The 21,724-nt window shown below is 47.2% G+C and carries 21 protein-coding genes; 2 read left to right on the forward strand and 19 right to left on the reverse strand.

Features of this window, described 5'->3' with window-relative positions:
• Window positions 1-27: 27 nt before the first annotated feature.
• The 13 genes from ACQY6I_RS01430 to aroQ all read right to left on the reverse strand — a co-directional run bounded on the left by ACQY6I_RS01430 (window position 28) and on the right by aroQ (window position 13,508).
• Window positions 28-795 (reverse strand): NRDE family protein, encoded by a 768-nt coding sequence (locus ACQY6I_RS01430; RefSeq protein WP_428239689.1) that lies wholly within the window; start codon window positions 793-795, stop codon window positions 28-30.
• A gap of 7 nt (window positions 796-802) precedes the next feature.
• Window positions 803-1,165 (reverse strand): VOC family protein, encoded by a 363-nt coding sequence (locus ACQY6I_RS01435; protein WP_428239690.1) that lies wholly within the window; start codon window positions 1,163-1,165, stop codon window positions 803-805.
• A gap of 13 nt (window positions 1,166-1,178) precedes the next feature.
• The gene (gene coq7, locus ACQY6I_RS01440; protein ID WP_428239691.1) at window positions 1,179-1,820 is read right to left on the reverse strand and encodes a 2-polyprenyl-3-methyl-6-methoxy-1,4-benzoquinone monooxygenase; all 642 of its coding nucleotides are present in this window, start codon (window positions 1,818-1,820) and stop codon (window positions 1,179-1,181) included.
• Window positions 1,817-4,117: an ATP-binding protein gene (locus tag ACQY6I_RS01445; RefSeq protein WP_428239692.1), complete on the reverse strand. Its 2,301-nt coding sequence runs from the start codon at window positions 4,115-4,117 to the stop codon at window positions 1,817-1,819. The genes coq7 and ACQY6I_RS01445 overlap by 4 nt, the downstream gene beginning before the upstream one ends.
• 103 nt (window positions 4,118-4,220) lie before the next feature.
• Window positions 4,221-5,504 carry a phosphoribosylamine--glycine ligase gene (gene purD / locus ACQY6I_RS01450; protein ID WP_428239693.1) on the reverse strand — a complete coding sequence of 428 codons (1,284 nt, stop codon included), beginning with the start codon at window positions 5,502-5,504 and terminating at the stop codon, window positions 4,221-4,223.
• A gap of 16 nt (window positions 5,505-5,520) precedes the next feature.
• A complete protein-coding gene (gene purH, locus ACQY6I_RS01455; protein WP_428239694.1) occupies window positions 5,521-7,110 on the reverse strand; it encodes a bifunctional phosphoribosylaminoimidazolecarboxamide formyltransferase/IMP cyclohydrolase in 1,590 nt (529 codons plus the stop codon).
• Window positions 7,111-7,206: 96 nt separating this feature from the next.
• Window positions 7,207-7,500: a DNA-binding transcriptional regulator Fis gene (gene fis, locus ACQY6I_RS01460; protein WP_428239695.1), complete on the reverse strand. Its 294-nt coding sequence runs from the start codon at window positions 7,498-7,500 to the stop codon at window positions 7,207-7,209.
• Complete coding sequence (gene dusB / locus ACQY6I_RS01465; RefSeq protein ID WP_428239696.1) at window positions 7,497-8,486, reverse strand: tRNA dihydrouridine synthase DusB; 990 nt, start codon at window positions 8,484-8,486, stop codon at window positions 7,497-7,499. The genes fis and dusB overlap by 4 nt, the downstream gene beginning before the upstream one ends.
• A 119-nt stretch (window positions 8,487-8,605) precedes the next feature.
• The gene (locus tag ACQY6I_RS01470) at window positions 8,606-9,937 is read right to left on the reverse strand and encodes a DUF3426 domain-containing protein (protein WP_428239697.1); all 1,332 of its coding nucleotides are present in this window, start codon (window positions 9,935-9,937) and stop codon (window positions 8,606-8,608) included.
• A 146-nt stretch (window positions 9,938-10,083) separates the two neighbouring features.
• The gene (gene prmA, locus ACQY6I_RS01475) at window positions 10,084-10,983 is read right to left on the reverse strand and encodes a 50S ribosomal protein L11 methyltransferase (protein WP_428239698.1); all 900 of its coding nucleotides are present in this window, start codon (window positions 10,981-10,983) and stop codon (window positions 10,084-10,086) included.
• A 57-nt stretch (window positions 10,984-11,040) separates the two neighbouring features.
• The gene (gene accC, locus ACQY6I_RS01480) at window positions 11,041-12,387 is read right to left on the reverse strand and encodes an acetyl-CoA carboxylase biotin carboxylase subunit (protein ID WP_428239699.1); all 1,347 of its coding nucleotides are present in this window, start codon (window positions 12,385-12,387) and stop codon (window positions 11,041-11,043) included.
• Between the two features lie 10 nt (window positions 12,388-12,397).
• Window positions 12,398-12,862, reverse strand: a complete 465-nt coding sequence (accB, locus tag ACQY6I_RS01485; RefSeq protein WP_428239700.1) for an acetyl-CoA carboxylase biotin carboxyl carrier protein — start codon at window positions 12,860-12,862, stop codon at window positions 12,398-12,400.
• Between the two features lie 202 nt (window positions 12,863-13,064).
• Window positions 13,065-13,508: a type II 3-dehydroquinate dehydratase gene (aroQ, locus tag ACQY6I_RS01490; RefSeq protein ID WP_428239701.1), complete on the reverse strand. Its 444-nt coding sequence runs from the start codon at window positions 13,506-13,508 to the stop codon at window positions 13,065-13,067.
• A 402-nt stretch (window positions 13,509-13,910) separates the two neighbouring features.
• On the opposite strand from aroQ, the gene ACQY6I_RS01495 reads away from it, so the two are divergent.
• Window positions 13,911-14,942 (forward strand): DUF2333 family protein, encoded by a 1,032-nt coding sequence (locus ACQY6I_RS01495; protein ID WP_428239702.1) that lies wholly within the window; start codon window positions 13,911-13,913, stop codon window positions 14,940-14,942.
• Between the two features lie 61 nt (window positions 14,943-15,003).
• Here ACQY6I_RS01495 and ppa read toward each other — a convergent pair whose 3' ends face one another.
• Window positions 15,004-15,531, reverse strand: a complete 528-nt coding sequence (gene ppa, locus ACQY6I_RS01500; protein ID WP_428239703.1) for an inorganic diphosphatase — start codon at window positions 15,529-15,531, stop codon at window positions 15,004-15,006.
• Window positions 15,532-15,610: 79 nt separating this feature from the next.
• The gene (locus ACQY6I_RS01505) at window positions 15,611-16,162 is read right to left on the reverse strand and encodes a DJ-1 family glyoxalase III (protein ID WP_428239704.1); all 552 of its coding nucleotides are present in this window, start codon (window positions 16,160-16,162) and stop codon (window positions 15,611-15,613) included.
• Between the two features lie 140 nt (window positions 16,163-16,302).
• Here ACQY6I_RS01505 and argC point away from each other — a divergent pair, with 140 nt between their 5' ends.
• Window positions 16,303-17,250, forward strand: coding sequence for an N-acetyl-gamma-glutamyl-phosphate reductase (argC, locus tag ACQY6I_RS01510; protein WP_428239705.1), 948 nt, complete (start codon window positions 16,303-16,305; stop codon window positions 17,248-17,250).
• 48 nt (window positions 17,251-17,298) lie between these two features.
• Here argC and ACQY6I_RS01515 read toward each other — a convergent pair whose 3' ends face one another.
• The 4 genes from ACQY6I_RS01515 to ACQY6I_RS01530 form a co-directional block, all read right to left on the reverse strand.
• Entirely contained in the window at window positions 17,299-18,339 is a 1,041-nt protein-coding gene (locus ACQY6I_RS01515) for a GMP reductase (RefSeq protein WP_428239706.1), read from the reverse strand.
• Window positions 18,340-18,419: 80 nt separating this feature from the next.
• The gene (gene aroA, locus ACQY6I_RS01520) at window positions 18,420-19,700 is read right to left on the reverse strand and encodes a 3-phosphoshikimate 1-carboxyvinyltransferase (RefSeq protein WP_428239707.1); all 1,281 of its coding nucleotides are present in this window, start codon (window positions 19,698-19,700) and stop codon (window positions 18,420-18,422) included.
• 127 nt (window positions 19,701-19,827) lie between these two features.
• Entirely contained in the window at window positions 19,828-20,757 is a 930-nt protein-coding gene (locus ACQY6I_RS01525) for a universal stress protein (RefSeq protein WP_428239708.1), read from the reverse strand.
• Window positions 20,758-20,976: 219 nt separating this feature from the next.
• Window positions 20,977-21,546, reverse strand: a complete 570-nt coding sequence (locus ACQY6I_RS01530) for a BON domain-containing protein (RefSeq protein ID WP_428239709.1) — start codon at window positions 21,544-21,546, stop codon at window positions 20,977-20,979.
• Window positions 21,547-21,724 lie beyond the last annotated feature (178 nt).

Here is a 21,724-nt window from a genome sequence, read left to right on the forward strand (position 1 = left end):
GAATGAAGAGCATGTTCAAAGAAATTATCAGTCTCTAGAAATTAATCTGTTGAATCGAGTTGTATTGAGTATGTTTCCATGTGGGTCATAGCTTATTTCGGTAATTTCAACACATTCCCTTTGCCATATCAGACCTGTACTGCAGCGGGTCCCATAGCCCTCCATCTGAATGAATTCTGCTGATAGCAGGTGTTCAATTGTACGCTCTATCCCTGTTTCGGGTAGATCTGTCGGCGAGGCAAGTTCTCTACTGTTCAGTAAGCTGGCTAGAGAATTGGTATCCTCAGCCATTTCCATCCAGTGAGATAGTTTGGTTCTGGCACTGACAACTTTGGGCCAGTCATTGGAGTCAAGTCCGGCATTGCTTAGACCATGGATACCTTGTGATATGGCTAGAGGTGGGCATTCCGAGCTGACGTATTTCATTTCCCTGCCATCAAACAACAGTAAATTAAAACCGGAATACCGAGTGCGATCTTGATAAACCTGCCGGCAATATTGATCCGCGGACAGGCCAGTGGTTAGAAATCCAGCTACAAGACTCCCCCGGCTAAGTACTCCTGGCACCCGGTAACGAGGGTGGCGAATATTGGTTAAAGCAGCGAAATGACCTGTGTTTGTATTTACCCCGAGCCAAGTACCTGATGCTTTTAAGTCCTGGCCAGCAATAATTCCCGGTTGATTGTTCCATTGATCCATGTACCGGGTAGGGCGATTAAAATACTCATCCCGATTGGCAACCATCACCAGAGGCTTGTCAGAATCTGGTTGCCAGTCAAAAGCGATCAGACACATATGGGGTTCAGAGCGCCTGAGAGTGTAATGCCAGTCGGTTGCCTTCTGAGTCAAGTACGACCGAACGGTACCCAAAAGGCTCTATCGCATGCGTGCTGCGAAGAATAGTACCTCCACACCCTGGAACCAGTGCTTCAGCTGCTTTCAGTCGTCCTTCAACGTTCCAGTAAACAATGACGCCTTCACGGCTGGGCTGTTCGTGTTCAGAGGTAAAAAGACAGGCACTGACCTGGCCTGGTCGATGTTCAAAAACGGCGATAGGGGAGTCACTGCTACGCTGTCGGAATTGAGCATTGAGTATTTTGCTGTAGAAGTGCATGGCTCTCTCGAGATCTTTGACCGGGATATCGGCCCAAATGATGGAGCTCATGGTGGTAGCCTCCTTAAATCCGATAAGTGGTTTTGGTCATGACCCTGGCGATCAGGCTCATGCATTGTTTGGCTTGTGCTGGGTAGTCCACGCCACCGGATTGAAGTGCGACTGTTGCATGTTTCTCTTCGTCTTCCAGCATTTGTAATAAGATGGCCCGACTCTTCTGGTCAGACTCCGGAATTTGTTTGAGATGACTTTGCAGGTGCTTACACACTTGTTCTTCCGTTGCGGCAACAAAACCAAGACTGTATTTATCTCCAATCAGTCCCGCAATGGCACCGATGGTAAAAGACAGTCCATAAAAAGCAGGGTTTAACAGACTGGTTTTGGCATTCAGTTGCTTGAGTCTTTCTTCACACCAGACCAGGTGGTCGATTTCTTCATCGGCAGCTTGCTCCATGGTGGCGCGAACATCTTTCAGTCGTGCAGTAGCAGCCTGGCCTTGGTAAAGCGCCTGGGCACATACTTCCCCAGTATGGTTGATACGCATCAGACCGGCAATGTGTTTGCTCTGTTCTGCACTAACTTCCTCGTTGCTACAGCGATCAGCGGGATTGGGTTGATGACTTTGATTGGAAAAAGGCACCAGTGTTTTGAGGGCCTTGTCAAAATTGGCAATTACTTTATCGATAGGGGTATGACGCCGCATCATAGTGTTTGCTCCAGACTGTGATTGGATAAAGCATTAAACAGTACTTGCTGAAACTGCTTCTGAGTAACGGGTTTAGTCAGCAGAAACTCAATTCCAGATTCTTTCAGGACAGGATCGTCCTCACGGATATCCATTCCGGTCATCATGATGATGGTCATGTCTTTGCGTATCTGATGATCGCTTTGAATGCGTTGTGCCAGCTGTGTGCCGGTCATCTTGGGCATTTGATGATCAAGAATGACAAAATTATAGCCGTTGTGCAGATGGTACTCCGTGTGCAGTTGGGCCAGCGCTTCCTGGGCGGTGGCCACTGCATCCACCCGAATTCCCCAGGAGGTCGCCTGATGTTCTATAACTTTTCGACAGGTCATATTGTCATCCACGATCAGCATCCTCAAACCATGCAGGCTTTGTTGGATAGGCATGCTGTTGTCAGCGATATGTACTGAAGGCATCCGAATTGTAAACCAGAAGGTAGTACCGAGATTTTTTTCACTACTGACCCCGAGCTGGCCGCCCATTGCTTTGATGATGCGGGAACAAATTGGCAGACTGATATTAATTGTCTTGTTTTCCGGGTCGCTGTCGAATTCGAACAACCTTTCACAGCGTTCGCGTGGAATACCTATACCTGTATCCGTGATCCGAAAACGAATTTCGTCCTGTTGGCTGCGACTGACCTGCACCAAAACCTCACCTTTATCCGTATGTTTTACGGCATTATCAATAATGGTGCGCATTACTTGTTCAAGTAGACTGGGGTCTCCTTCCAGATGATTGGGAACAGATGGATGGATGTCAGTAATCAACTCCACACCTTTTATGCTCGCCATTCTTGCCTGAATGACTGTTATTTCGTGCAGGAAGTCCTGAAGATCGATTGTTTGGCGATCCAGTATCAATTGATTGCTCAGTATGCGGCTAAGAGCCTTAATTTCATTGGCGGTTGCCAGAAGATCCTGGCCTGAGTTCTGAATGGTACTTAGAAAATCCAGCTGGTTGGCAGATAGTGAGGTTTCGCTCAGTAATTCAGACATACCCATGACTCCATTTATGGGGGTTCTCAGGTCATGATTGATTTTTTGCAGTAACTGCCAGTAAGCGGTGCCGGAAAAAGGGTTTGGGGAGGTATGTAATTCACGATGGTGTTTTGAGGTTGGCAGTTGAGTCAGGCCGTACACCAGGGCCATCAGGTTTAACAGACTGAATATCTTGGTTGACCAGAAAGTGGTGGAAATGGATCCGGTTAACCCCATGACTGAAGCGATGATGATTGCAACCAACATCAGGTTCGCAGTGGCGGCAACTAAAAAGGCTTTGTTTTCTCCACCGGCAATGCGCATCAGCATGATGTTGGCAATGACCAGACAACAGCCAAGCAACATTAGTGTGACGTACAGAAAACTGAAACTGAGAGGGTAGAGGGAGTAGATAGCTATGACCCCGGCGCCCACAGCCATTGATGACCAGATTTTGCTTGCACGGACGGACCAGTCCGGTAATCCCAGTCGGTAAACAAGTAGAACATACAAAGCAGTGGCAATAGCCGCAAAACTGTTTTTGATCAGAGGATCGATCAGCGGATAGTTTATCCAGATTGCAAAGTAGCCCGACCAGCCCAGGTGAAATATGGTCAGGCAGACTCCGTAGGCCGTGACCAGCAGTTGTATTCCACGATCTTTAGTGCTTGGCAATAGCAGTATGACCAGACTGAATACAAACAGTATGACCAAAAGAACATTGGTCATCAGATCGACACGTCTGGAAAGTTGCTGGTATTCATGCTCTCCCATCACGCTCAAATCGAGGTTCATGGGATCAAGGTTAGAGACTCTGAAGAACAACTCGCCTTCTCCCGGCGGAAAAACAATTGGCAGTGCGTAAATCGTGCCAACAATTGGTCGATCAGAATATTTAACCGAAGCGCCGGTTGATTGTATCGGTAGTGGTCCGCTGTTACGGTCAAATTGATCCACGCGCGCAGCGGCATGTGTATCTGTTACCAGAATTCTGTGTTGATTAATACCGGTATCATTTTCGTAGCTTAACCGCAGCCAGATAGCTGCCATTCGGGTATTTGAGGATATCAGGTCGCTGTGAGTCGGGGTAAATTCGTAATACTGATCGCCAATGACCTGTCGAAACGACAGAAATCCATTTTTGTCCTGGATATAATCCATAATCGCAGTGACATCCTGGGCCTTGGTTTCGTGATTGATTTTTAGTTGGGCACTCAATAAGTAATGGCTGTTAAACAGAACCAGGACAAAAAATATTAGTTGTTTCGCTGAAGACATGAATCTTCCACAGGTTAATGATTCATCCCGGATTATAACCTAAGGCAATACAAGGAAATCTACGCCGGGATGAATGAATTTTCAGAGTCTGTGAAACTGTGTTCTACGATTGGCGTTGAATAGCCCGATAGCCAATGTCTGTGCGGTAGAATATATCCTTCCATTGGATGGGGCGAACGCTTTCATAGGCCACCTTCTGTGCTTCGGTTACGGACTCTCCCAGGCCGACTGCGCAGAGCACCCGACCACCGTTGGTGACCAGTTGACTCTGTTCGTTCAGACTGGTGCCAGCGTGAAAGACTTTGCTAACCGGCGTAGCAGAGGGGATGCCGGTAATGCCAAGACCTTTTTCGTAACTGTCCGGATAACCACCGGCAGCCAGTACCACGCCCAACGCTGCGCGTTCATCCCAGTCTGCTTTAGTTTTATCCAGTTTTCGTTCGAGACAGGCTTCGCACAGCTCCACCAGATCACTTTTCAATCGCATCATAATCGGTTGGGTTTCCGGGTCACCAAAGCGGACATTGAACTCCAGTACATTTGGTGTACCGTCTTTAGCGACCATGATGCCGGCATATAGGAAGCCAGTGAATTCGTTGCCTTCCGCTTTCATGCCTTTGACCGTAGGGACAATCACTTCCTGCATAATGCGCTCATGAATTTCCGGAGTGACCACCGGTGCCGGACTATAAGCTCCCATTCCGCCGGTATTTGGACCTTTGTCTTCATTGTCACGGGCTTTATGGTCCTGAGAGGATGCCATTGGCAGAATGTTTTCTCCATCGACCATGACGATAAAGCTCGCTTCCTCTCCGGTCAGAAACTGCTCGATGACAACTCTGGCGCCAGCGTCGCCAAATTTGTTTCCTGCCAGCATATCTTCGACCGCTGCAATTGCTTCGGCTTCAGTTTGTGCCAGAATGACTCCCTTTCCAGCGGCTAAGCCGTCTGCTTTAACGACAATTGGAGCTCCTTTGGTGCGAATAAAGTCGATGGCTGCCGGAATTTCGGTAAAGACCGAATAAAAGGCTGTTGGAATATGATGGCGGGCCAGAAAGTCTTTGGTAAATGCTTTTGATCCTTCAAGTTGAGCTGCCGCCTGGGTTGGGCCGAAACATTTCAGTCCCGCCGTACGAAAATGATCAACGATACCTGCGACCAGCGGGACTTCCGGGCCAACGATTGTCAGGTCAATATTGTTCTCCTTGGCTGCCTTAGCCAGACCATCGAAATCCAATACATCTATTGGCAGGTTTACCATGTTGGGTTCCGCTGCCGTACCTGCATTCCCTGGAGCCACAAAAACGGTATTCACTTTAGGCGACTGGCCTGCTTTCCAGGCCAGCGCGTGTTCCCGGCCACCAGAGCCGATGATGAGTATGTTCATACTGTCCCTCAGACTTTTAATGACGGAAATGGCGCATGCCAGTCAATACCATGGCAATGCCATGTTCGTTTGCTGCAGCGATGACTTCGTCGTCCCGCATTGAGCCGCCCGGTTGAATCACTGCCGTTACACCTGCCTCTGCCGCCTGATCAAGACCGTCGCGGAAAGGGAAGAATGCATCGGATGCCAATACCGACCCCTGAATCTGCAGGTTTTCATCCTGAGCTTTAATGCAGGCGATTTTAGCGCTATATACTCTGCTCATTTGTCCTGCGCCGACTCCGACAGTCATGCCGTTTTTGGCATAGACAATAGCGTTGGACTTAACGAATTTGCAGACTTTCCAGGCAAACAGTAAATCTGCCAGTTCGGTGCTTTCGGGATGGCGCTGAGTGACAACTTTCAGGTCTTGTTCGGTGACAATGCCCATGTCCCGATCCTGCAGCAACAATCCTCCGTTGACTTTTTTGTAGTCAAAGCCGTGGTCCGGTGTGTTCCAAAAGCCACATTCAAGCACTCTGACATTTTTCTTTGGTGCAAAAGCCGCCAATGCCTCGGCACTGATTTTGGGCGCTATTACGACCTCAACAAACTGACGGTCAGCAATCGTAGCAGCCGTTTCGCCATCCAGTTCTCTATTAAATGCAATGATGCCACCAAAAGCAGAAGTCGGGTCAGTTTTAAAGGCTTTGTTATAAGCTTCCAATAGATTTTCTGCGATGGCAACGCCACATGGGTTGGCATGTTTGACGATGACACAAGCCGGTACCTCAAATGATTTGACGGTTTCCAGTGCTGCGTCTGTATCGGCGATATTGTTGAATGAGAGCTCTTTGCCCTGTAATTGTCTGGCGCTGGAAACACTGGCCTCAGTCGCGTTGGGATCAATATAGAAGGCTGCCTGCTGGTGGGGGTTTTCCCCATAGCGCATAGTCTGGGTTTTTATAAACTGGGCATTGAAGGTCCGTGGGAAAGTGTCTCTGGAGTCGGTAGTCAGGGTATTGGCGCTAAGATTAATTGTGCCCAGGTAATTGGCAATCATGCCATCATAGGCAGCGGTATGTTCAAATGCCTTTAGTGCCAGATCGAACCGGGTTTTCAGGGTGGTGCCGCCTTGTTGTTTGAGCTCTGCAATAACGGTTTCATAATCACTGTTATTAACCACAATTGATACCCAGCGATGGTTTTTGGCTGCAGAACGAACCATGGTCGGACCGCCGATGTCTATATTCTCAATTGCGGTTGGCAGATCACAGTCTGGGTTGGCAACGGTTTCTTTAAATGGATAGAGATTGACAACGACCAAGTCAATTTGGCCAATGTCGTGAGTGACCATAACGTCCTGATCCTGGTCTCTGCGCCCGAGTATGCCACCATGGATTTTTGGGTGCAGGGTTTTGACCCGGCCATCCATCATTTCTGGAAAACCCGTATAGTCGGACACTTCGATCACTTTAATATGGTTTTCCTGTAACAACCGGAAGGTACCGCCAGTGGAGAGTATCTCGACACCGAGTTCCGCCAGGTCGCGGGCAAAATCAACGATTCCGGTTTTATCTGATACGCTGATCAGAGCTCTTTTGATGGGTTGCAGATCCTGGGACATGGATTGGGACAGCTCCTTACCAATTGGTCAAATTTAAGGGTTACATAAAATACAAAAAGGCGACACGAGGGTCGCCTTTAGTCATTTTGTGGCTTTTTATAACAGGCCATACTGTTTTAGTTTTTTCCTCAGAGTGCCCCGATTTAATCCGAGTACTTCTGAAGCGTGGGTCTGATTGTTTCTAGTAAATGCCATAACCGCTTCAAGCAAGGGGGCCTCAACTTCAGACAGCACCATTTGATAAACGTCTTTGACGTCTTCTCCGCCCAACTGCGAGAAATAATTTTCCATAGCCTTTTCTACGCTGTCTCTGAGGGTCGGATGCTGAGTGTTTTTTAAAGAGGCAGGCTCATGGCTCTGACTGCTATTTTCCAGGGTATCGATGCTCATGCTGCTATTTCCTTTGCCATTTCCAAATAATGAAAAAATGAATCTAAAAAGTGGAGCTGGTGCTCAATTTGATCGATTCTATTGAATTTGCGAATGAATTCTTTGCCCTGGGGCAGTTTATTCAGATACCAGCCTACATGCTTTCGGGCGATCCTTGAGCCCATATGATTGCCGTAAAATGAATACAGGGCATTCAAGTGGTCTTTCATTGTGGCGCAACGGGTTTTGTAATCCGGCGATTTAAAGTCTTGCACTCCTTTCAAAGCATGCCGGATTTCCTGAAATATCCATGGATTGCCTTGTGCAGCCCGGCCGATCATCAACCCATCACATTGGGTTAGCTCCAATACTTCCTGTGCTTTGGCGCCTGAATCAATATCACCATTGGCAATGACAGGAATACTGACGGCCTGCTTGACTCTGGCGATCGTACTGTATTCCGCACTGCCCTTAAATTTGTCTTCTCGGGTTCTGCCATGTACCGTCAGCATCGATATACCGTTTTTTTCTGCTATAGATGCAATGTTTTCTGCATTTTTATGGTCGTTGGACCATCCGGTACGAATTTTTAGAGTCACTGGTACAGACACAGATTCGGTAACAGCCTGAAGGATGTCGTTTACCAGCTTCTCATCTCGCATCAATGCAGACCCAGCCTCTTTCTTACATACCTTTTTGGCCGGACAGCCCATATTGATGTCTATAACCTGTGCACCCATTTGTTGGTTTTGACGGGCAGCCTCTGCAAGCGAATTAGGGTCACCACCAGCAATCTGAATAATTCTGGGCATGACTTCCCGGTCGTGCTGAAGTCGCTGGGCACTTTTTCTGGTTTTCCATAACCGGGTATCTGAAGTGACCATCTCACCAACGGCTATATCGGCTCCGAGCTTAAGGCACAGCTTTCTGAATGGCAGGTCTGTGACTCCGGCCATTGGGGCCAGTAGCAATGGTTGGTTGAATGTAAACTGCCCAAGCTGGAACACAATGTACCTATAATAAAAAATGAAAAAGCATGAAAAGCCCGTTTCTGTCAGCTGTGAGTATCCAGTGAAAACGGGGGCGCTATAATACTGGGATGTTGCAACAGGGGAAAGAGTTCCGGTTAATTTTTAGCCTGTGATTCCCTAAAACCAATTGTGTAATTGGTTGCAGCCTCTCCTGGATTTGAGATGGCCAGAGCAATATGGATGGGTGTATCGCTGGGCATCATCTGAGCACCGGCTGCTTCTCCGCTTAGGTATTGTTCGGGAGTAAATGCTGCGTCGGCAACCAGTTTGCCATTAAGGTCTGTAAAAGAAAGGATAATATCCGGGTATCTTTGTTGAAAGGGGGCCTGATTGACGAGGATGGCATCAACAATAAGACCGTTGGGATTTTTAGGGTGCTTACGAACAATGATATTGCCGGTTTTGATTTTCTGTATATCTGTTTGGTGCGGAAGCTGACAGCCAATGATGTCACATGCCTTGGCATAGTATGGTCGCCATTGGTCTGTTTTGGCCCAGGTATCAAACTTCATCCAGGCAAATTGACCGACTCCCGCCATAACCAAAACGACAGATAGTACTGCATATAAGATTTTACGGGCATGACCGGAAGATTCTGTAAAGTCCAGATCGAGGGGGTCAGTATCAATGTGTTCGACCAGTTTGGCTTGATTATTTGCAGGTTTGGCAGAGATATGATCGTTTTTGCCAAAATCAGCAGTCAAAAAATCCTCTTCTTCATCAATTGCACTGAATTTAGGTTCTTTGGGTTCTGGTGTTTTTGGTTGAGGGAGAGGTTTTTTCTTTTTGGCTGGTGCTTTGCTTTTGCCTGGCTTGTCCATGATAGACAGGTTATCGGCAGAAATGTCGCTCAAGTCTTTCTGTTCTGGACCTTGCTCCATTTCCTCAAGCATTTTCATGGCCCAGGCTTCGTCATCGCTTGTTGTTTCGGTTTCGTTGGGGTCAGGTTTTGGATGATTAAAACCGCTATCACTGCCTATGTTGCGAAACTCATCACTCAGCTCGCCCAATCCATCATCACCTTTTGTACTACTCAGTTCATCCAGCTGATCACTTTCAGGATCATCTTCGAAAATGATGTCATCGTCATCTTCATCAAGGGGGGCATGAGCGTCATCCATGAATAAAAAGTCAGAGTCGTCATCTTCTTCAAATTGAGAAGTTTCAGGGGCTGAGGCTGTTTTGAAAGACGGGCGCACAACTTTATTTTCGGGGATTTCAGTTTTATCGCTACTGCCGGATGGTCTTCTTAGATCAGCAGCGTTGACAGGTTTTTTGGCAGATTCGGAAATTAAATGATTTTTCGCGCTGAATACGCGAAGACAGGCACCGCAACGAACTGAACCATTGGCTGCTTCAAGGTGCTGATCCGTCACCTTAAACGTTGTTCCACAGTGTGGACATTGTGTTATGTATGATTCAGCCATGTTTGAGTAAACCCACTCCGTCATTCAATTATGCCTCGATATTCATATTTACATGAATAAGTAACGTTGAGAACTTAATGCTAATTCTAATTGTAAGACGATATAAAAACCACGTTTTGGCAATATTGGTATTTATAGTAACTGTTTTATTCAGTAATACGTCGTACACCATTGAGTCTGACCCATCCTTCCTTGGTTGCGTAGGGAGAAAACTCAATCCAGGGTGCATAACTGAGCATTATGCTATCCACGTGGCGTTCAAACAGTCCTGACATGGCAAGTAGTCCTCCTGGCTTAACACAGCTGGCAATTGTAGGCGCCAGGGTAACCAGAGGACCGGCGAGTATGTTGGCAACGACGACATCCGCCTGTTGAGGGGGACAGTCATCGGGCAGATAAATTTCAACTCGGCTATCTTCAATATGATTGCGCTTTGCATTATCTCGGGTGGCGATCAGTGCCTGCGAATCATTGTCTACCCCAATCATATGGCGCGCACCAAGCAGTAGTCCGGCAATTCCAAGAATGCCGGAACCGCACCCATAATCAATGATATCGAGATCGGTTAAATTCAGGCTCTCTAGCCATTCAAGGCATAGTGCTGTGGTTTGGTGGGTTCCTGTTCCGAACGCCAGCCCCGGATCCAGCATCAAATTGGTCGCCGTCGGATCAGGAACTTCTCTCCAGCTCGGGCACACCCATAGGCGTTTGCCGAACTGAATAGGGTGGAAGTGGTCCATCCACGCGCGCTCCCACTCCTTGTCTTCCAGGATTTCGCTCTTGTACGGTGGAAAGGTTTGGCCGTCTGCCAAAACCAAATGGTCGCGTACATGATCGACAATGGCCTGCTCGACAACATTATCCTCATATAACCCCATAACGATCGTATGTTGCCATAATGGCGTAGAGCCTTTTTCGGGTTCGTATACGGGGGTGTCGGCTGCATCCAATAACGTGACGGATGCACACCCGGATTCCAGTAACAGGTCTTCGATTTCGGCTGCCTGCTCAGGAGATGTAAAAAATTTGATTTGTAGCCAGGGCATTCTTACTGCGGTTCCCAGTCAGAGTGGCCGATCACAGTGGGATCGGCCACATATTGGTTATTGCTCGGAGGCAAGTTTGTGTTCGAGATAATGAATGTTGACACCACCCTTTTTAAATTCAGGGTCACGTACCAGACGCATTTGCAGTGGAGCATTGGTTCTGATGCCTTCAATAACCAGTTCATCCAAAGCTACTCGCATCCTTTCAAGGGCTGTTTCACGAGTGTCGGCGAAGGTTATCAACTTTCCAATCATGGAATCATAGAAGGGGGGAATGCGATAACCCGCATATAGATGGGAATCCCATCTGACCCCAAGACCTCCAGGTGGATGAAAGTGTTTGATCTCGCCTGGGCATGGCATAAAGGTCACTGGGTCTTCGGCATTGATTCGACATTCGAAAGCATGTCCATGGAATCTGATATCTTCCTGTTGAAGTTCCAGCGGGATATTGGCTGCAATTTTCAACTGTTCTTTAATGATATCAACACCAGTGATCATTTCAGATACCGGATGTTCAACCTGAACCCGGGTATTCATTTCAATGAAGTAGAAATGACCATCTTCGTATAGGAACTCAAACGTACCTGCACCGCGATAGTTTATTTCTTTACAGGCGTTGACGCAGGCCAGTTGAACTTGCTTGCGAGCCTGTTCGTCAATATTCGGCGCGGGTGCCTCTTCAAGTACTTTTTGATGACGACGCTGTAGAGAGCAGTCACGATCACCAAGATGTATTGCATGGCCTTTGCCATCTGCCAGTACCTGGATTTCAACGTGGCGAGGATTTTCCAGGAATTTTTCCATATATACGGTGCCGTCACCAAATGCTGCTTGAGCTTCTGATTTGGTAACGCTGATCGAGCCAAGTAACTGGTTTTCTCTGTGAACCACTCGCATGCCCCGACCGCCACCGCCGGCTGCAGCCTTGATAATCACAGGATAGCCTATCCGATCAGCAATCTGCAGATTGGTTTCGTCATTGTCACCCAAAGGTCCACCCGAACCAGGAACAGTGGGTACACCGGCTGCTTTCATGGCCTCGATTGCGGAAACTTTATCTCCCATCAGACGGATGGTTTCCGGTCTTGGTCCGATAAAGATAAAGCCGCTTTTCTCAACTTGTTCACAGAAGTTGGCGTTTTCTGCCAGGAAACCATAGCCAGGATGAATTGCGTTGGCATTGGTAACCTCGGCAGCAGCGATAATCGCGGGAATATTGAGGTAGCTGTCTGTTGAGGCAGCAGGGCCTATACAAACGGACTCATCTGCCAGTTTGACGTGCTTAAGGTCACGGTCCGCTGTTGAGTGTACGGCAACCGTTCGAATGCCGAGTTCTTTACAGGCGCGAAGAATTCGCAGGGCGATTTCTCCACGATTGGCTATCAGTACTTTTTCCAGCATGTGGGTGCCCTCAGACAATAGTGACAAGGGCTTGTTCGAATTCTACCGGTTCTCCGTTCTCAACCAGTATCGCTTCTATCGTTCCGCTCTTATCTGCTTCTATCTGGTTCATCATTTTCATGGCTTCAACAATACAAATAGTGTCGCCTTTTTTGACGGTTTGACCTACTTCGATAAAGTTTGGAGAGCTGGGGGAGGGGGCACGGTAGAATGTTCCGACCATGGGGGATTTTACTATGTGACCTGATAAATCTTCTGATTTTGCCTCGCTAGCCGGTGCGCTTGCCGTTGGCGCAGCAACAGGAGCCGGGGCCGCAGGTGTTGAGGCAGGCATTACATATTGTTGTGGTGCAGCCTGAGCCAGCTTGGAGCTTCTGCTGATACGAATGGATTCCTCTCCTTCAGAGATCTCGATTTCGTCGATGCCTGACTCTTCTAGCAGTTCGATAAGTTTTTTTACTTTTCTAATATCCATAGCAAATAAGTCCCCATACAAATTATGGTTTGTAGTTGAATTTTTGACCAATGGTGCAACAGCTAATCCGCCTCTGCTCACCGTTACCGGGAAAATCAACGGAGATTAAAACAATCGCCCTGACTTTCCGGTGTATGTTCGTTTTTGGTGGGTCGCTTCCTGCCCCACTACATTACAAAGCTGGTTATGACTACCTGCTCAGTCACTTCTGTTTCAGTGCCTGATCAATATATTGAATGGCAAACAGATAACCTTGTGACCCAAGGCCACAGATGACACCCGTGGCAAGGTCAGAAAAATATGAGTGTTGTCTAAACGGCTCACGTTGGTGGACGTTAGACAGATGAACCTCGACAAAAGGCACATTTGTGGCAGAAATTGCATCACGAATAGCCACACTGGTGTGGGTAAATGCGGCCGGATTGATGATGATGTAGTCCACAGGCGTAGAGAAATGCTGGTGTAAGCGCTCGATAATTTCAGCTTCGGCGTTGGATTGAAAAAATTCGATTTCATGGCCCAGTGTAGTCGCCAGTTCTTTGCAATTATTGGCGATGGATTCAAGTGTTTCAGTGCCATAGATATGCGGCTCCCTAACACCCAGCAGATTTAGGTTGGGGCCGTTTATTATCAGAATTTTTGCCATTTTAAGATGGTTTCTCAAGTGTAGATTTGCTGCAGCACGCTAGTTTGGTGTTTTAACAGTGCAATGTCTATAGCCAGGGAGATATCAAGACGCAATTGCAGTCGTTTTAGCGAAGTTCGCAACATTTTTGGAAAAATTACCTGATTGTGCGAATGAGATTTGCTGCAGGAATATTGAGTGTAGAATCGATTACTTGTTAACGGAAACAGGCTGTATGATAGAAGCTCCAAAGAAGGATGGGTTGTATACAGTCGAACCCTTTGTGGTTGATCTTCGTCCAAACAGGCGCTATCTAATGTATTAGTCGATCTGGTCCGTAACTTGTTTGTGCTGACACACGGTGTTGGTAAGTCGGTAACTCAGGAAAGGGCTTCATTCAGTTTTGTTAATAAGGCAGGGATTATGAATTTTAAAGCGAGTTTGTCAGCCATGTGGGCCAGATTGCCCTTGAATGGCATAGTTAAAGCCGTGCTTTTGGTTATCGCATTGTATCTTCTGATTGCCCTGGTTCTGGGTATGTATTGGTCTAATGCGCCGGGTCTGTTCGATGTCAGGGATAACGCCAAAGAGTATGCTCAGGCTCATAATCAGAATGTTGTCGTAGGGTACACGACTGTTGCAACTTTGCATCGTTTGGCTTCAAGCCTGTTAGATAAACCAGGTGGGTATCTGAGTAACGATGTGACTCCCCCAGGGGTCTGGTTGGATAACATGCCTAATTGGGAATTTGGAGTATTAATACAGGTGAGGGATTTATCGCGTGCGCTGCGCAAGGATATTGCCCGTTCTCAATCCCAATCCAAAGAGGATCCGGATCTGGCTCAGGCTGAACCTGCATTTAATTTTCAAAGTGACAGTTGGATATTGCCTGCTACCGAAGGAGAGTACCGTTCAGGTATTAAGTACCTTGAGGCTTACATGGACCGGCTCGCTGATCCTTCAAACCCTCAGGCTCAGTTTTACGCCCGCGCAGATAATTTGCGAAACTGGCTGACGGATGTAGAAACCCGGTTAGGATCTTTGAGCCAGCGTCTCAGTGCCAGTGTTGGTCAGGTACGGATGAACACCGATCTCGCAGGAGATTCTGCTGCCCAACAGTCTACTGGAGCCGCTTCCCAGGAATTGATTAAGACCGGGTGGTTTGAGATAGATGATGTATTTTATGAGGCTCGTGGCACCGCCTGGGCGTTAACAGAAATTCTCAGAGCAGTGGAGGTGGATTTTGCTTCGGTGTTGGAGAAAAAGAATGCATTGGTTAGTTTGCAGCAGATCATACGGGAGCTGGAAGCTACACAGGAGACCATATGGGCGCCAATGATTTTGAATGGATCCGGTTTTGGGCTGGTGGCTAATCATTCATTGGTAATGGCCAACTATATTTCCCGTGCCAACGCTGCCATCATTGACCTTCGTCGGTTGCTGGAAAACGGCTAGTTAATTCACGATTGGGCTTTTCGGGGGCTTTCAGGCCCCCGGATGGTAGAAATAACTGTGCTTAGCCTTTGTAGGCTGCGGCTGAGGCCATGATCATTTCACGAGCTTTGTCTATGTTGTCCCAACGATCCACTTTTACCCATTTGCCTTTCTCAAGGTCTTTGTAGTTTTCGAAAAAGTGCTGAATCTGATTTCTTAGTAATTCAGGTACATCATCAATGTCGTTCATGTGGTCGTAAATGGTGGTCAGTTTCGAGTGGGGAACGGCAACCAGTTTGGCATCGCCACCAGCTTCGTCACTCATCAATAACACTCCCAGCGGACGACAACGAATAACGCTGCCAGGTATGACGGGGTAAGGAGTGATGACCAGTACATCCAGTGGGTCTCCATCATCTGCCAGAGTCTGGGGAATAAATCCATAGTTGGCTGGATAGAACATGGGAGTTGCCATAAAACGATCAACAAATACAGCATCAAAATCTTTTTCAATTTCATATTTGATGGGATCGTGATTAGCAGGGATCTCGATTACCGCATAAAAATCGTTAGGAAGTTCCTTACCTGCCGGGATGCTGCTATAGCTCATTATAAATCCTCTGTTTGATGAATTCGTGGTGGCCGATTATAGAGAGGACATCGGCAATGGCAACGGAAGACTCTTACTTTTAGCCTTCCAGTGCGGTTTCAACCTTCTGCCGGACCTCTGTCCCCTGTAGCGTCTCAACTAGCCCAAGGGCAAATTTCATAGCAGTACCCGGCCCACGTGATGTGACGATATTGTGACTGAAGACGACTGGTTCATTCACAACCGTTACGTTTTTCAGATCGAGATGATTGATGGCACCTGGGTAGCTGGTAATGCTCTGATGTTCAGCGATGCCGGCGGCTACAAGTACTTTTGGTGCCGCACAGATGGCGCCTATCAGCTTGCCCTGAGTGTGTTGCTGGCGCAATAAATCGATTATGCGGCTATCTGCCATCAGGTTATCGGCGCCTGGTTGTCCGCCGGGTAAGACAATCAGGTCGAAAGCTTGATGTAAGACATCGTCGAGAGAGTGGGTTGGAATAACTACGGTTCCGCGAGAAGCTTTGACAGGGCCTTCTTCCAGTCCGGCGGTCACGACGGTGACTCCAGCGCGTACCAATAGATCGGAAATGGTAATGGCTTCCAGTTCTTCAAAACCGTTGGCAAGAGGCATCAATATAGTTTTGGACATTTTTATTCTCCTTTAGTCACAACTGGTCAGTGATGTTGTTATTAGTGGTCACTAGAAGAAATACAAGTTTCGTTTCAAGGTAGGTGAATTTCACCACAGAGTCGATAAAATACTCGCTTCACTGAAGAAGGTAAGCACGAATGTCATACAAAATATATGTTGATGGTCAGAGCGGTACTACCGGTTTGCAGATACACGAACGTTTATCACAGTATTCTGATCTCGAGTTGCTGACCATTGATCCGGACAAGCGACGTGATCCTCAGGAGCGTAAGCGGTTGTTGAACGAAGCTGATCTGGTATTTCTTTGCTTACCTGACGATGCAGCCAGAGAATCGGTTGTGCTGATTGATAACCCAAATACTCGCGTGATTGATGCCAGTACGGCTCATCGGGTGACTGATGGTTGGGTCTATGGGTTGCCTGAATATGATCAAGCTCAGCGCGATCACATCCGGACTTCAAAACGAGTGGCTGTTACCGGGTGCCATGCTGCAGCCAGCATTCTGAGCTTGAAACCCTTAAGGGAAGCAGGAGTGATAACCGGGGATTACCCTGTGACTCTGCACTCTATTACCGGCTATTCCGGTGGTGGAAAAAACATGATCGAGCAATACGAGCACAGCGACGATGGCTTTTTGAAGAGTCCCAGACACTATGCCCTGGGCTTGCAACACAAGCATTTGCCGGAGATATGTCGATATGCTGATTTGCAAACCAATCCGGTGTTCTTACCTATAGTGTCCAGCTTTTACCAGGGATTGGCCGTTACCCTGCCTTTACATAAAGCGCTGTGCAACGGCCAGTATTCTGTTGCAGATATTCGTGAAGTTTACCGTCAGTATTACGATCAGCAAATGTTTGTCAGAGTGTTGGGACACGATGACAGTGTAGGCGTCGAGCCTGGATTTTTTGATGTGCAGGCGTGCAATGGTACTAACCGTGCTGATATCGCGGTATTGGGTAATGATGATCAGATCATTGTAATCACACGCCTCGATAATCTGGGTAAAGGGGCTTCAGGTGCAGCGATCCAATGCATGAATATTATGTTAGGGTTTGAAGAAGATAGAAGTCTGAAACGTTGATCCGCCGGATTCGGCAGCCCTGGCACATGTCAGAGCTGCCTGTGTGTATTACTTATTGAAGACTGTGTTAGCCTGTTCCTGAACCCTGATAAATGTGGTTCGCTTGCTGAGCTCTTTGAGCTTGCTGGCACCGACATATGTACAGGTTGAGCGTAGGCCTCCCAGAATGTCCTGCAATGTCAGTTCGATAGGGCCGCGGTAGGGTACGCTGACGGTTTTACCTTCGGATGCGCGGTATTCTGCGACTCCTCCATGATACTTTGTCATCGCAGTATCAGAACTCATGCCGTAAAACAGTTTGTATTGCTGGCCATTTTCTTCTACCAACTCTCCACCGCTTTCGTCGTGGCCGGCAAACATTCCACCAATCATGACGAAATCGGCGCCTGCTCCAAAAGCCTTGGCAATATCACCCGGACACGAACAACCGCCGTCAGAAATAATGTGGCCTCCCAGTCCATGCGCGGCATCGGCGCACTCAATAACTGCAGACAATTGCGGATAACCAACACCGGTTTTAATACGGGTAGTGCAGACCGAGCCCGGTCCAATTCCCACTTTGATAATGTCTGCGCCGGCCAACAGTAGCTCTTCAGTAATGTCGCCGGTTACCACATTGCCGGCAATAATGATTTTATCAGCGAACAATGATCTGACTTTTTTGACGAAGTTTATAAAGTGCTCTGAATAACCGTTGGCAACGTCAATACAGATAAACCTGATAGCGGGATTGTCGCTGATCGAGGCCTGAATCAATTGCAGATCATCATCAGAAGTACCCGTGCTGATAGCAATATGATCGAAAAACTTAGGTGATTGTCGGGCAAAAAAGTCTTTCAGCTGTTCGCGGGTATAGTGTTTGTGAAGTGCAGTGATCATCTGGTGATTATGCAGGGCTTCAGATATTTCAAATGTACCGGTGGTATCCATATTAGCTGCAATGACTGGAACACCGGTCCAGGTTTGTTCGCTGTTACGAAAGGTATATGTCCGTTCAAGGGATACCTGTGAGCGACTTTTTAACGTAGAACGTTTGGGACGAATCAAGACATCTTTAAAGCCAAGTTTGAGTTCCTGTTCGACATGCATAATGACAGACCTTTGACTAACGCAGTGGATATTGTGACCGGTGACCATTTTCATCAAAGGTACCGGTCGGTTTGGTTGGTTTAACTACAGATACTTTTGAATAAATTAAAATAGCCGGGGAATGTTTTTGATGTACAGCTTGGGTCATTGATCGTAATGTTTGCATTACCAAATGCCGTCAGCGAAAAGCACATGGCAATACGATGATCATTATAGGTATCAATGGTTGCAGGTTTAAGCTCGGATGGTGGTTTGATTGAAATATAGTCTTCCCCTTCCTCAACATCTGCGCCCACTTTTCTGAGTTCAGTCGCCATTGCCGATAGCCGGTCAGTCTCTTTTACCCGCCAATTATAAATGTTGCGGATAGTTGTCTTTCCTTTGGCAAACAATGCAGTTGTCGCAATTGTCATGGCTGCATCTGGAATATGATTGAGGTCGACATCAATGCCATTGAGTTCCCCGCGGCTTACTTCAATCCATTCTTCACTCCAGGTCACTTTGGCACCCATCTGTTCCAGTACTTCTGCAAAGCGGGCATCACCCTGAACGCTCGCCGTTCCAGTACCGTGAACTTTCACTGATCCGCCGGCTATGGCAGCAGCGGCAAGAAAATAACTGGCGGATGATGCATCACCTTCCACCATGATATTTCCTGGCGAGTGGTAGTTTTGTCCACCTTCAATGCTGAACGACTGATAGTTGTGGTTGTGGACTACAACACCGAATTGTTCCATGACTTTCAGGGTGATATCGATATAAGGTTTACTGACCAGTTCGCCAATGACTTCTATATGGGTGTTGTTCTGTGCCATAGGGGCAGCCATCAACATAGCAGTCAAAAACTGGCTGGAAATATTACCTTTTATTTTGATATTACCGCCGTTAAGGGTGTTGGCCTGAATCCGAATCGGTGGAAACCCCGGATTTTTTAAGTATTCAATCCTTGCCCCTGCCTCATTGAGAGCATCGACAAGGTCACCAATGGGGCGTTCTTCCATGCGTGGTTCGCCAGTCAGTTCGAAGTCTCCCTGACCAAGACATAGTGCCGCACACAATGGTCTCATTGCCGTACCTGCATTGCCCAGGAACAGGCTTAACGGTTTTGCGCTGTTAAGGGCGTGGCCCAGACCAGTGACATGACAGGTTGTTTTGTTATCGCTCAGCTCATAGCTGACACCCAGCTGACGTAACGCAGAAAGCATGTGGCGAATATCATCGCTATCCAGCAGATTGCGTATGGTGGTGGTGCCTTTGGCTAAGGCTGCCAGTAGCAGGATACGATTAGAGAGGCTTTTCGAGCCAGGAATTATGACTTCACCATTAACATGGTGAACAGGTTGTAAAACTAAGGACTCCATTATGATTTGATCTGGTTGGAAATGGGTGAGAGGATTTTAAACCAATGACTGTTGTCCTGTCTGGTTTTATTGGAAAAATGACGTATTTTGAATCGGCCTGACGGTGTATCAGGCCGATTCGATAGAGTTAGTCGGGATTATCAGAATCTTCCGCATGCATTTTTACAACCAGAATATCTGCCGAAATGCGATCTAGCATCCGTTCTGCGGTATGTCCTACCAGTAGGCGGTCCAGTCCCTGACGGCTGACGGCTCCCATGACCACAATACTGGAATCGTGTTGGTACAGATGGTCCGGAATTACGGTTGTAGGGCTGCCGCATTCCAGGTGTACATGGTCGTGATCGATGGGGTATTGGCTGACCAGTTCGTCCAGAGCGGATAAGTGTTCCTTGCGGATTTCTTCGCTGACATCTGAAGTGTCCAGAACGGGTTGGTCCAGATAAATGAGCATCGGAGTTGGATCATAGACATGCAGAATATGCAGTTTGGTATCAAGTTTTTCGCTGATAAATAAACCTGCGCTGAGGATTTCAGCATCCAATGTCTTGGGTTTGTCGTGATTATTGATGGGATCCACTGCGGCAGTTACAGTCAATTGACCTTTCCAGGCCTGGTTTTTGGTCAGTAACAATGGTGCCGGGCTGTATCGAATAAGATCCCAGTCAGTATGAGAGAAAAATGTTCTCTGCATAACGTTTTGGTGGTGGGTATTCTTGATGACCAAATCGACCGAATTGGTTTCCAGGTATTTGATGATAGCTTGGCTTGGATGTTTGTCCCATACCGCTACACATTCAATAGTCAGTCCTTCCTGGCGAATAGTGTCTGCTTTTTCTTCCAGATTGGCGCGAATTCTTTGTAAGAAAGCGGCTTTGGCTTTTTCGCTATTTTCCGGATTGACGTTGGAATGGTTTGCTAGAGTACTGTTGTAACCACTGGCAAACAACGTCAGTTTGCCATTTGCGGTGGTAGTAATGATTTGAGCTTTTTTCAGTGCGGACTGGTTGTCTTCGGCCGGATCAATCAGTACAACCACATTGTTGATTCTGAACATAGTGCTACCCCGCTGTTGCTGTTGTGTTTTTGAGAACAACAAGTATTTGAGTTCTATATTAGTACCGGGAGTTGTAAATATAAAATTGAACAGTCTGAACCCTCTGTATTCCAACAGCGGGTTAGCTTTTTAACCGTCCGATACGTCTATTTATTGACAACAGTTTTAGCTTAGCCGAGTCATCAGAGTATGAGCCTGATTTAGATCAGCCAGCGAACGTTATAGCTTGGTTGGTTCTTCAAACAGTAATACCACTTTTTGAACACCGCCGACTTCTGATGCAATTTGACCGGCTCTTTGTGCGATATCCGTTGATACTCTGCCCATTAAATAAACGATGCCGTTTTCGACGATAATATTGATATTTTTTGAAGGAAAGTTGTCGGTTGTGAACATTCTGGATTTTACTTTAATTGCTTGCCAGGAGTCGTTGGCTTTAACGGCAGCAGAGAGTTTGGGGCCAACGGTCAACTCGTTATGAACAGAGGTTACTTTGCGAACTTTCTGGGCAATTTGAGTGGCAATGGGAATAAGCCGCTGTTCTGGCACCTGACCAACAATCAGCACTTTGCCGCTGTGAGATATCACCCGGATACGGGCGTCTTTGAATATTGGGTCTGAGGCGACAATGTCCTCTTCTACCTGAGCCTCAATGTTGTTGTCGTCCATGACTTCACCAACGGTTCTGGCGCTCAAATCATTGCTGTAATCCGGTGCTGCACCTCGTGATATGCAACCTTGAATTAATACTATTCCCAAAAAAACAATAAAAATCTTTGTAAGTTTCATTCTGTTTCTGTCTTTGTTAATGCATTTTATGGCTGATGCAGCAGTGAAGTGACGAAAATGCCTCTATTGGCTGCTGGCTTACAATTTATCCGGCGATGATCCCTGTTTTTCATATGATGGCTTCATTGCCTTGTTTTGCTGGGGGTAACCCGGCAAAAGAGTTGTTGTCACCTGAATG

The organism is Gynuella sp., assembly GCF_050297175.1.
In the GTDB taxonomy this organism is placed as follows: domain Bacteria; phylum Pseudomonadota; class Gammaproteobacteria; order Pseudomonadales; family Natronospirillaceae; genus Gynuella.

Excerpts from the sequence above, each read along its gene's own strand:
- ACQY6I_RS01495 (WP_428239702.1), top strand. The coding sequence starts at position 13,911 with ATGAATTTTAAAGCGAGTTTGTCAGCCATGTGGGCCAGATTGCCCTTG.
- fis (WP_428239695.1), bottom strand. The coding sequence starts at position 7,500 with ATGAGCATCGATACCCTGGAAAATAGCAGTCAGAGCCATGAGCCTGCC.
- aroA (WP_428239707.1), bottom strand. The coding sequence starts at position 19,700 with ATGGAGTCCTTAGTTTTACAACCTGTTCACCATGTTAATGGTGAAGTC.
- ACQY6I_RS01470 (WP_428239697.1), bottom strand. The coding sequence starts at position 9,937 with ATGGCTGAATCATACATAACACAATGTCCACACTGTGGAACAACGTTT.
- prmA (WP_428239698.1), bottom strand. The coding sequence starts at position 10,983 with ATGCCCTGGCTACAAATCAAATTTTTTACATCTCCTGAGCAGGCAGCC.
- argC (WP_428239705.1), top strand. The coding sequence starts at position 16,303 with ATGTCATACAAAATATATGTTGATGGTCAGAGCGGTACTACCGGTTTG.
- coq7 (WP_428239691.1), bottom strand. The coding sequence starts at position 1,820 with ATGATGCGGCGTCATACCCCTATCGATAAAGTAATTGCCAATTTTGAC.
- purH (WP_428239694.1), bottom strand. The coding sequence starts at position 7,110 with ATGTCCCAGGATCTGCAACCCATCAAAAGAGCTCTGATCAGCGTATCA.
- ACQY6I_RS01435 (WP_428239690.1), bottom strand. The coding sequence starts at position 1,165 with ATGAGCTCCATCATTTGGGCCGATATCCCGGTCAAAGATCTCGAGAGA.
- aroQ (WP_428239701.1), bottom strand. The coding sequence starts at position 13,508 with ATGGCAAAAATTCTGATAATAAACGGCCCCAACCTAAATCTGCTGGGT.
- accC (WP_428239699.1), bottom strand. The coding sequence starts at position 12,387 with ATGCTGGAAAAAGTACTGATAGCCAATCGTGGAGAAATCGCCCTGCGA.
- purD (WP_428239693.1), bottom strand. The coding sequence starts at position 5,504 with ATGAACATACTCATCATCGGCTCTGGTGGCCGGGAACACGCGCTGGCC.
- accB (WP_428239700.1), bottom strand. The coding sequence starts at position 12,862 with ATGGATATTAGAAAAGTAAAAAAACTTATCGAACTGCTAGAAGAGTCA.
- ppa (WP_428239703.1), bottom strand. The coding sequence starts at position 15,531 with ATGAGCTATAGCAGCATCCCGGCAGGTAAGGAACTTCCTAACGATTTT.
- ACQY6I_RS01445 (WP_428239692.1), bottom strand. The coding sequence starts at position 4,117 with ATGTCTTCAGCGAAACAACTAATATTTTTTGTCCTGGTTCTGTTTAAC.
- ACQY6I_RS01430 (WP_428239689.1), bottom strand. The coding sequence starts at position 795 with ATGTGTCTGATCGCTTTTGACTGGCAACCAGATTCTGACAAGCCTCTG.
- ACQY6I_RS01505 (WP_428239704.1), bottom strand. The coding sequence starts at position 16,162 with ATGTCCAAAACTATATTGATGCCTCTTGCCAACGGTTTTGAAGAACTG.
- ACQY6I_RS01515 (WP_428239706.1), bottom strand. The coding sequence starts at position 18,339 with ATGCATGTCGAACAGGAACTCAAACTTGGCTTTAAAGATGTCTTGATT.
- ACQY6I_RS01530 (WP_428239709.1), bottom strand. The coding sequence starts at position 21,546 with ATGAAACTTACAAAGATTTTTATTGTTTTTTTGGGAATAGTATTAATT.
- ACQY6I_RS01525 (WP_428239708.1), bottom strand. The coding sequence starts at position 20,757 with ATGTTCAGAATCAACAATGTGGTTGTACTGATTGATCCGGCCGAAGAC.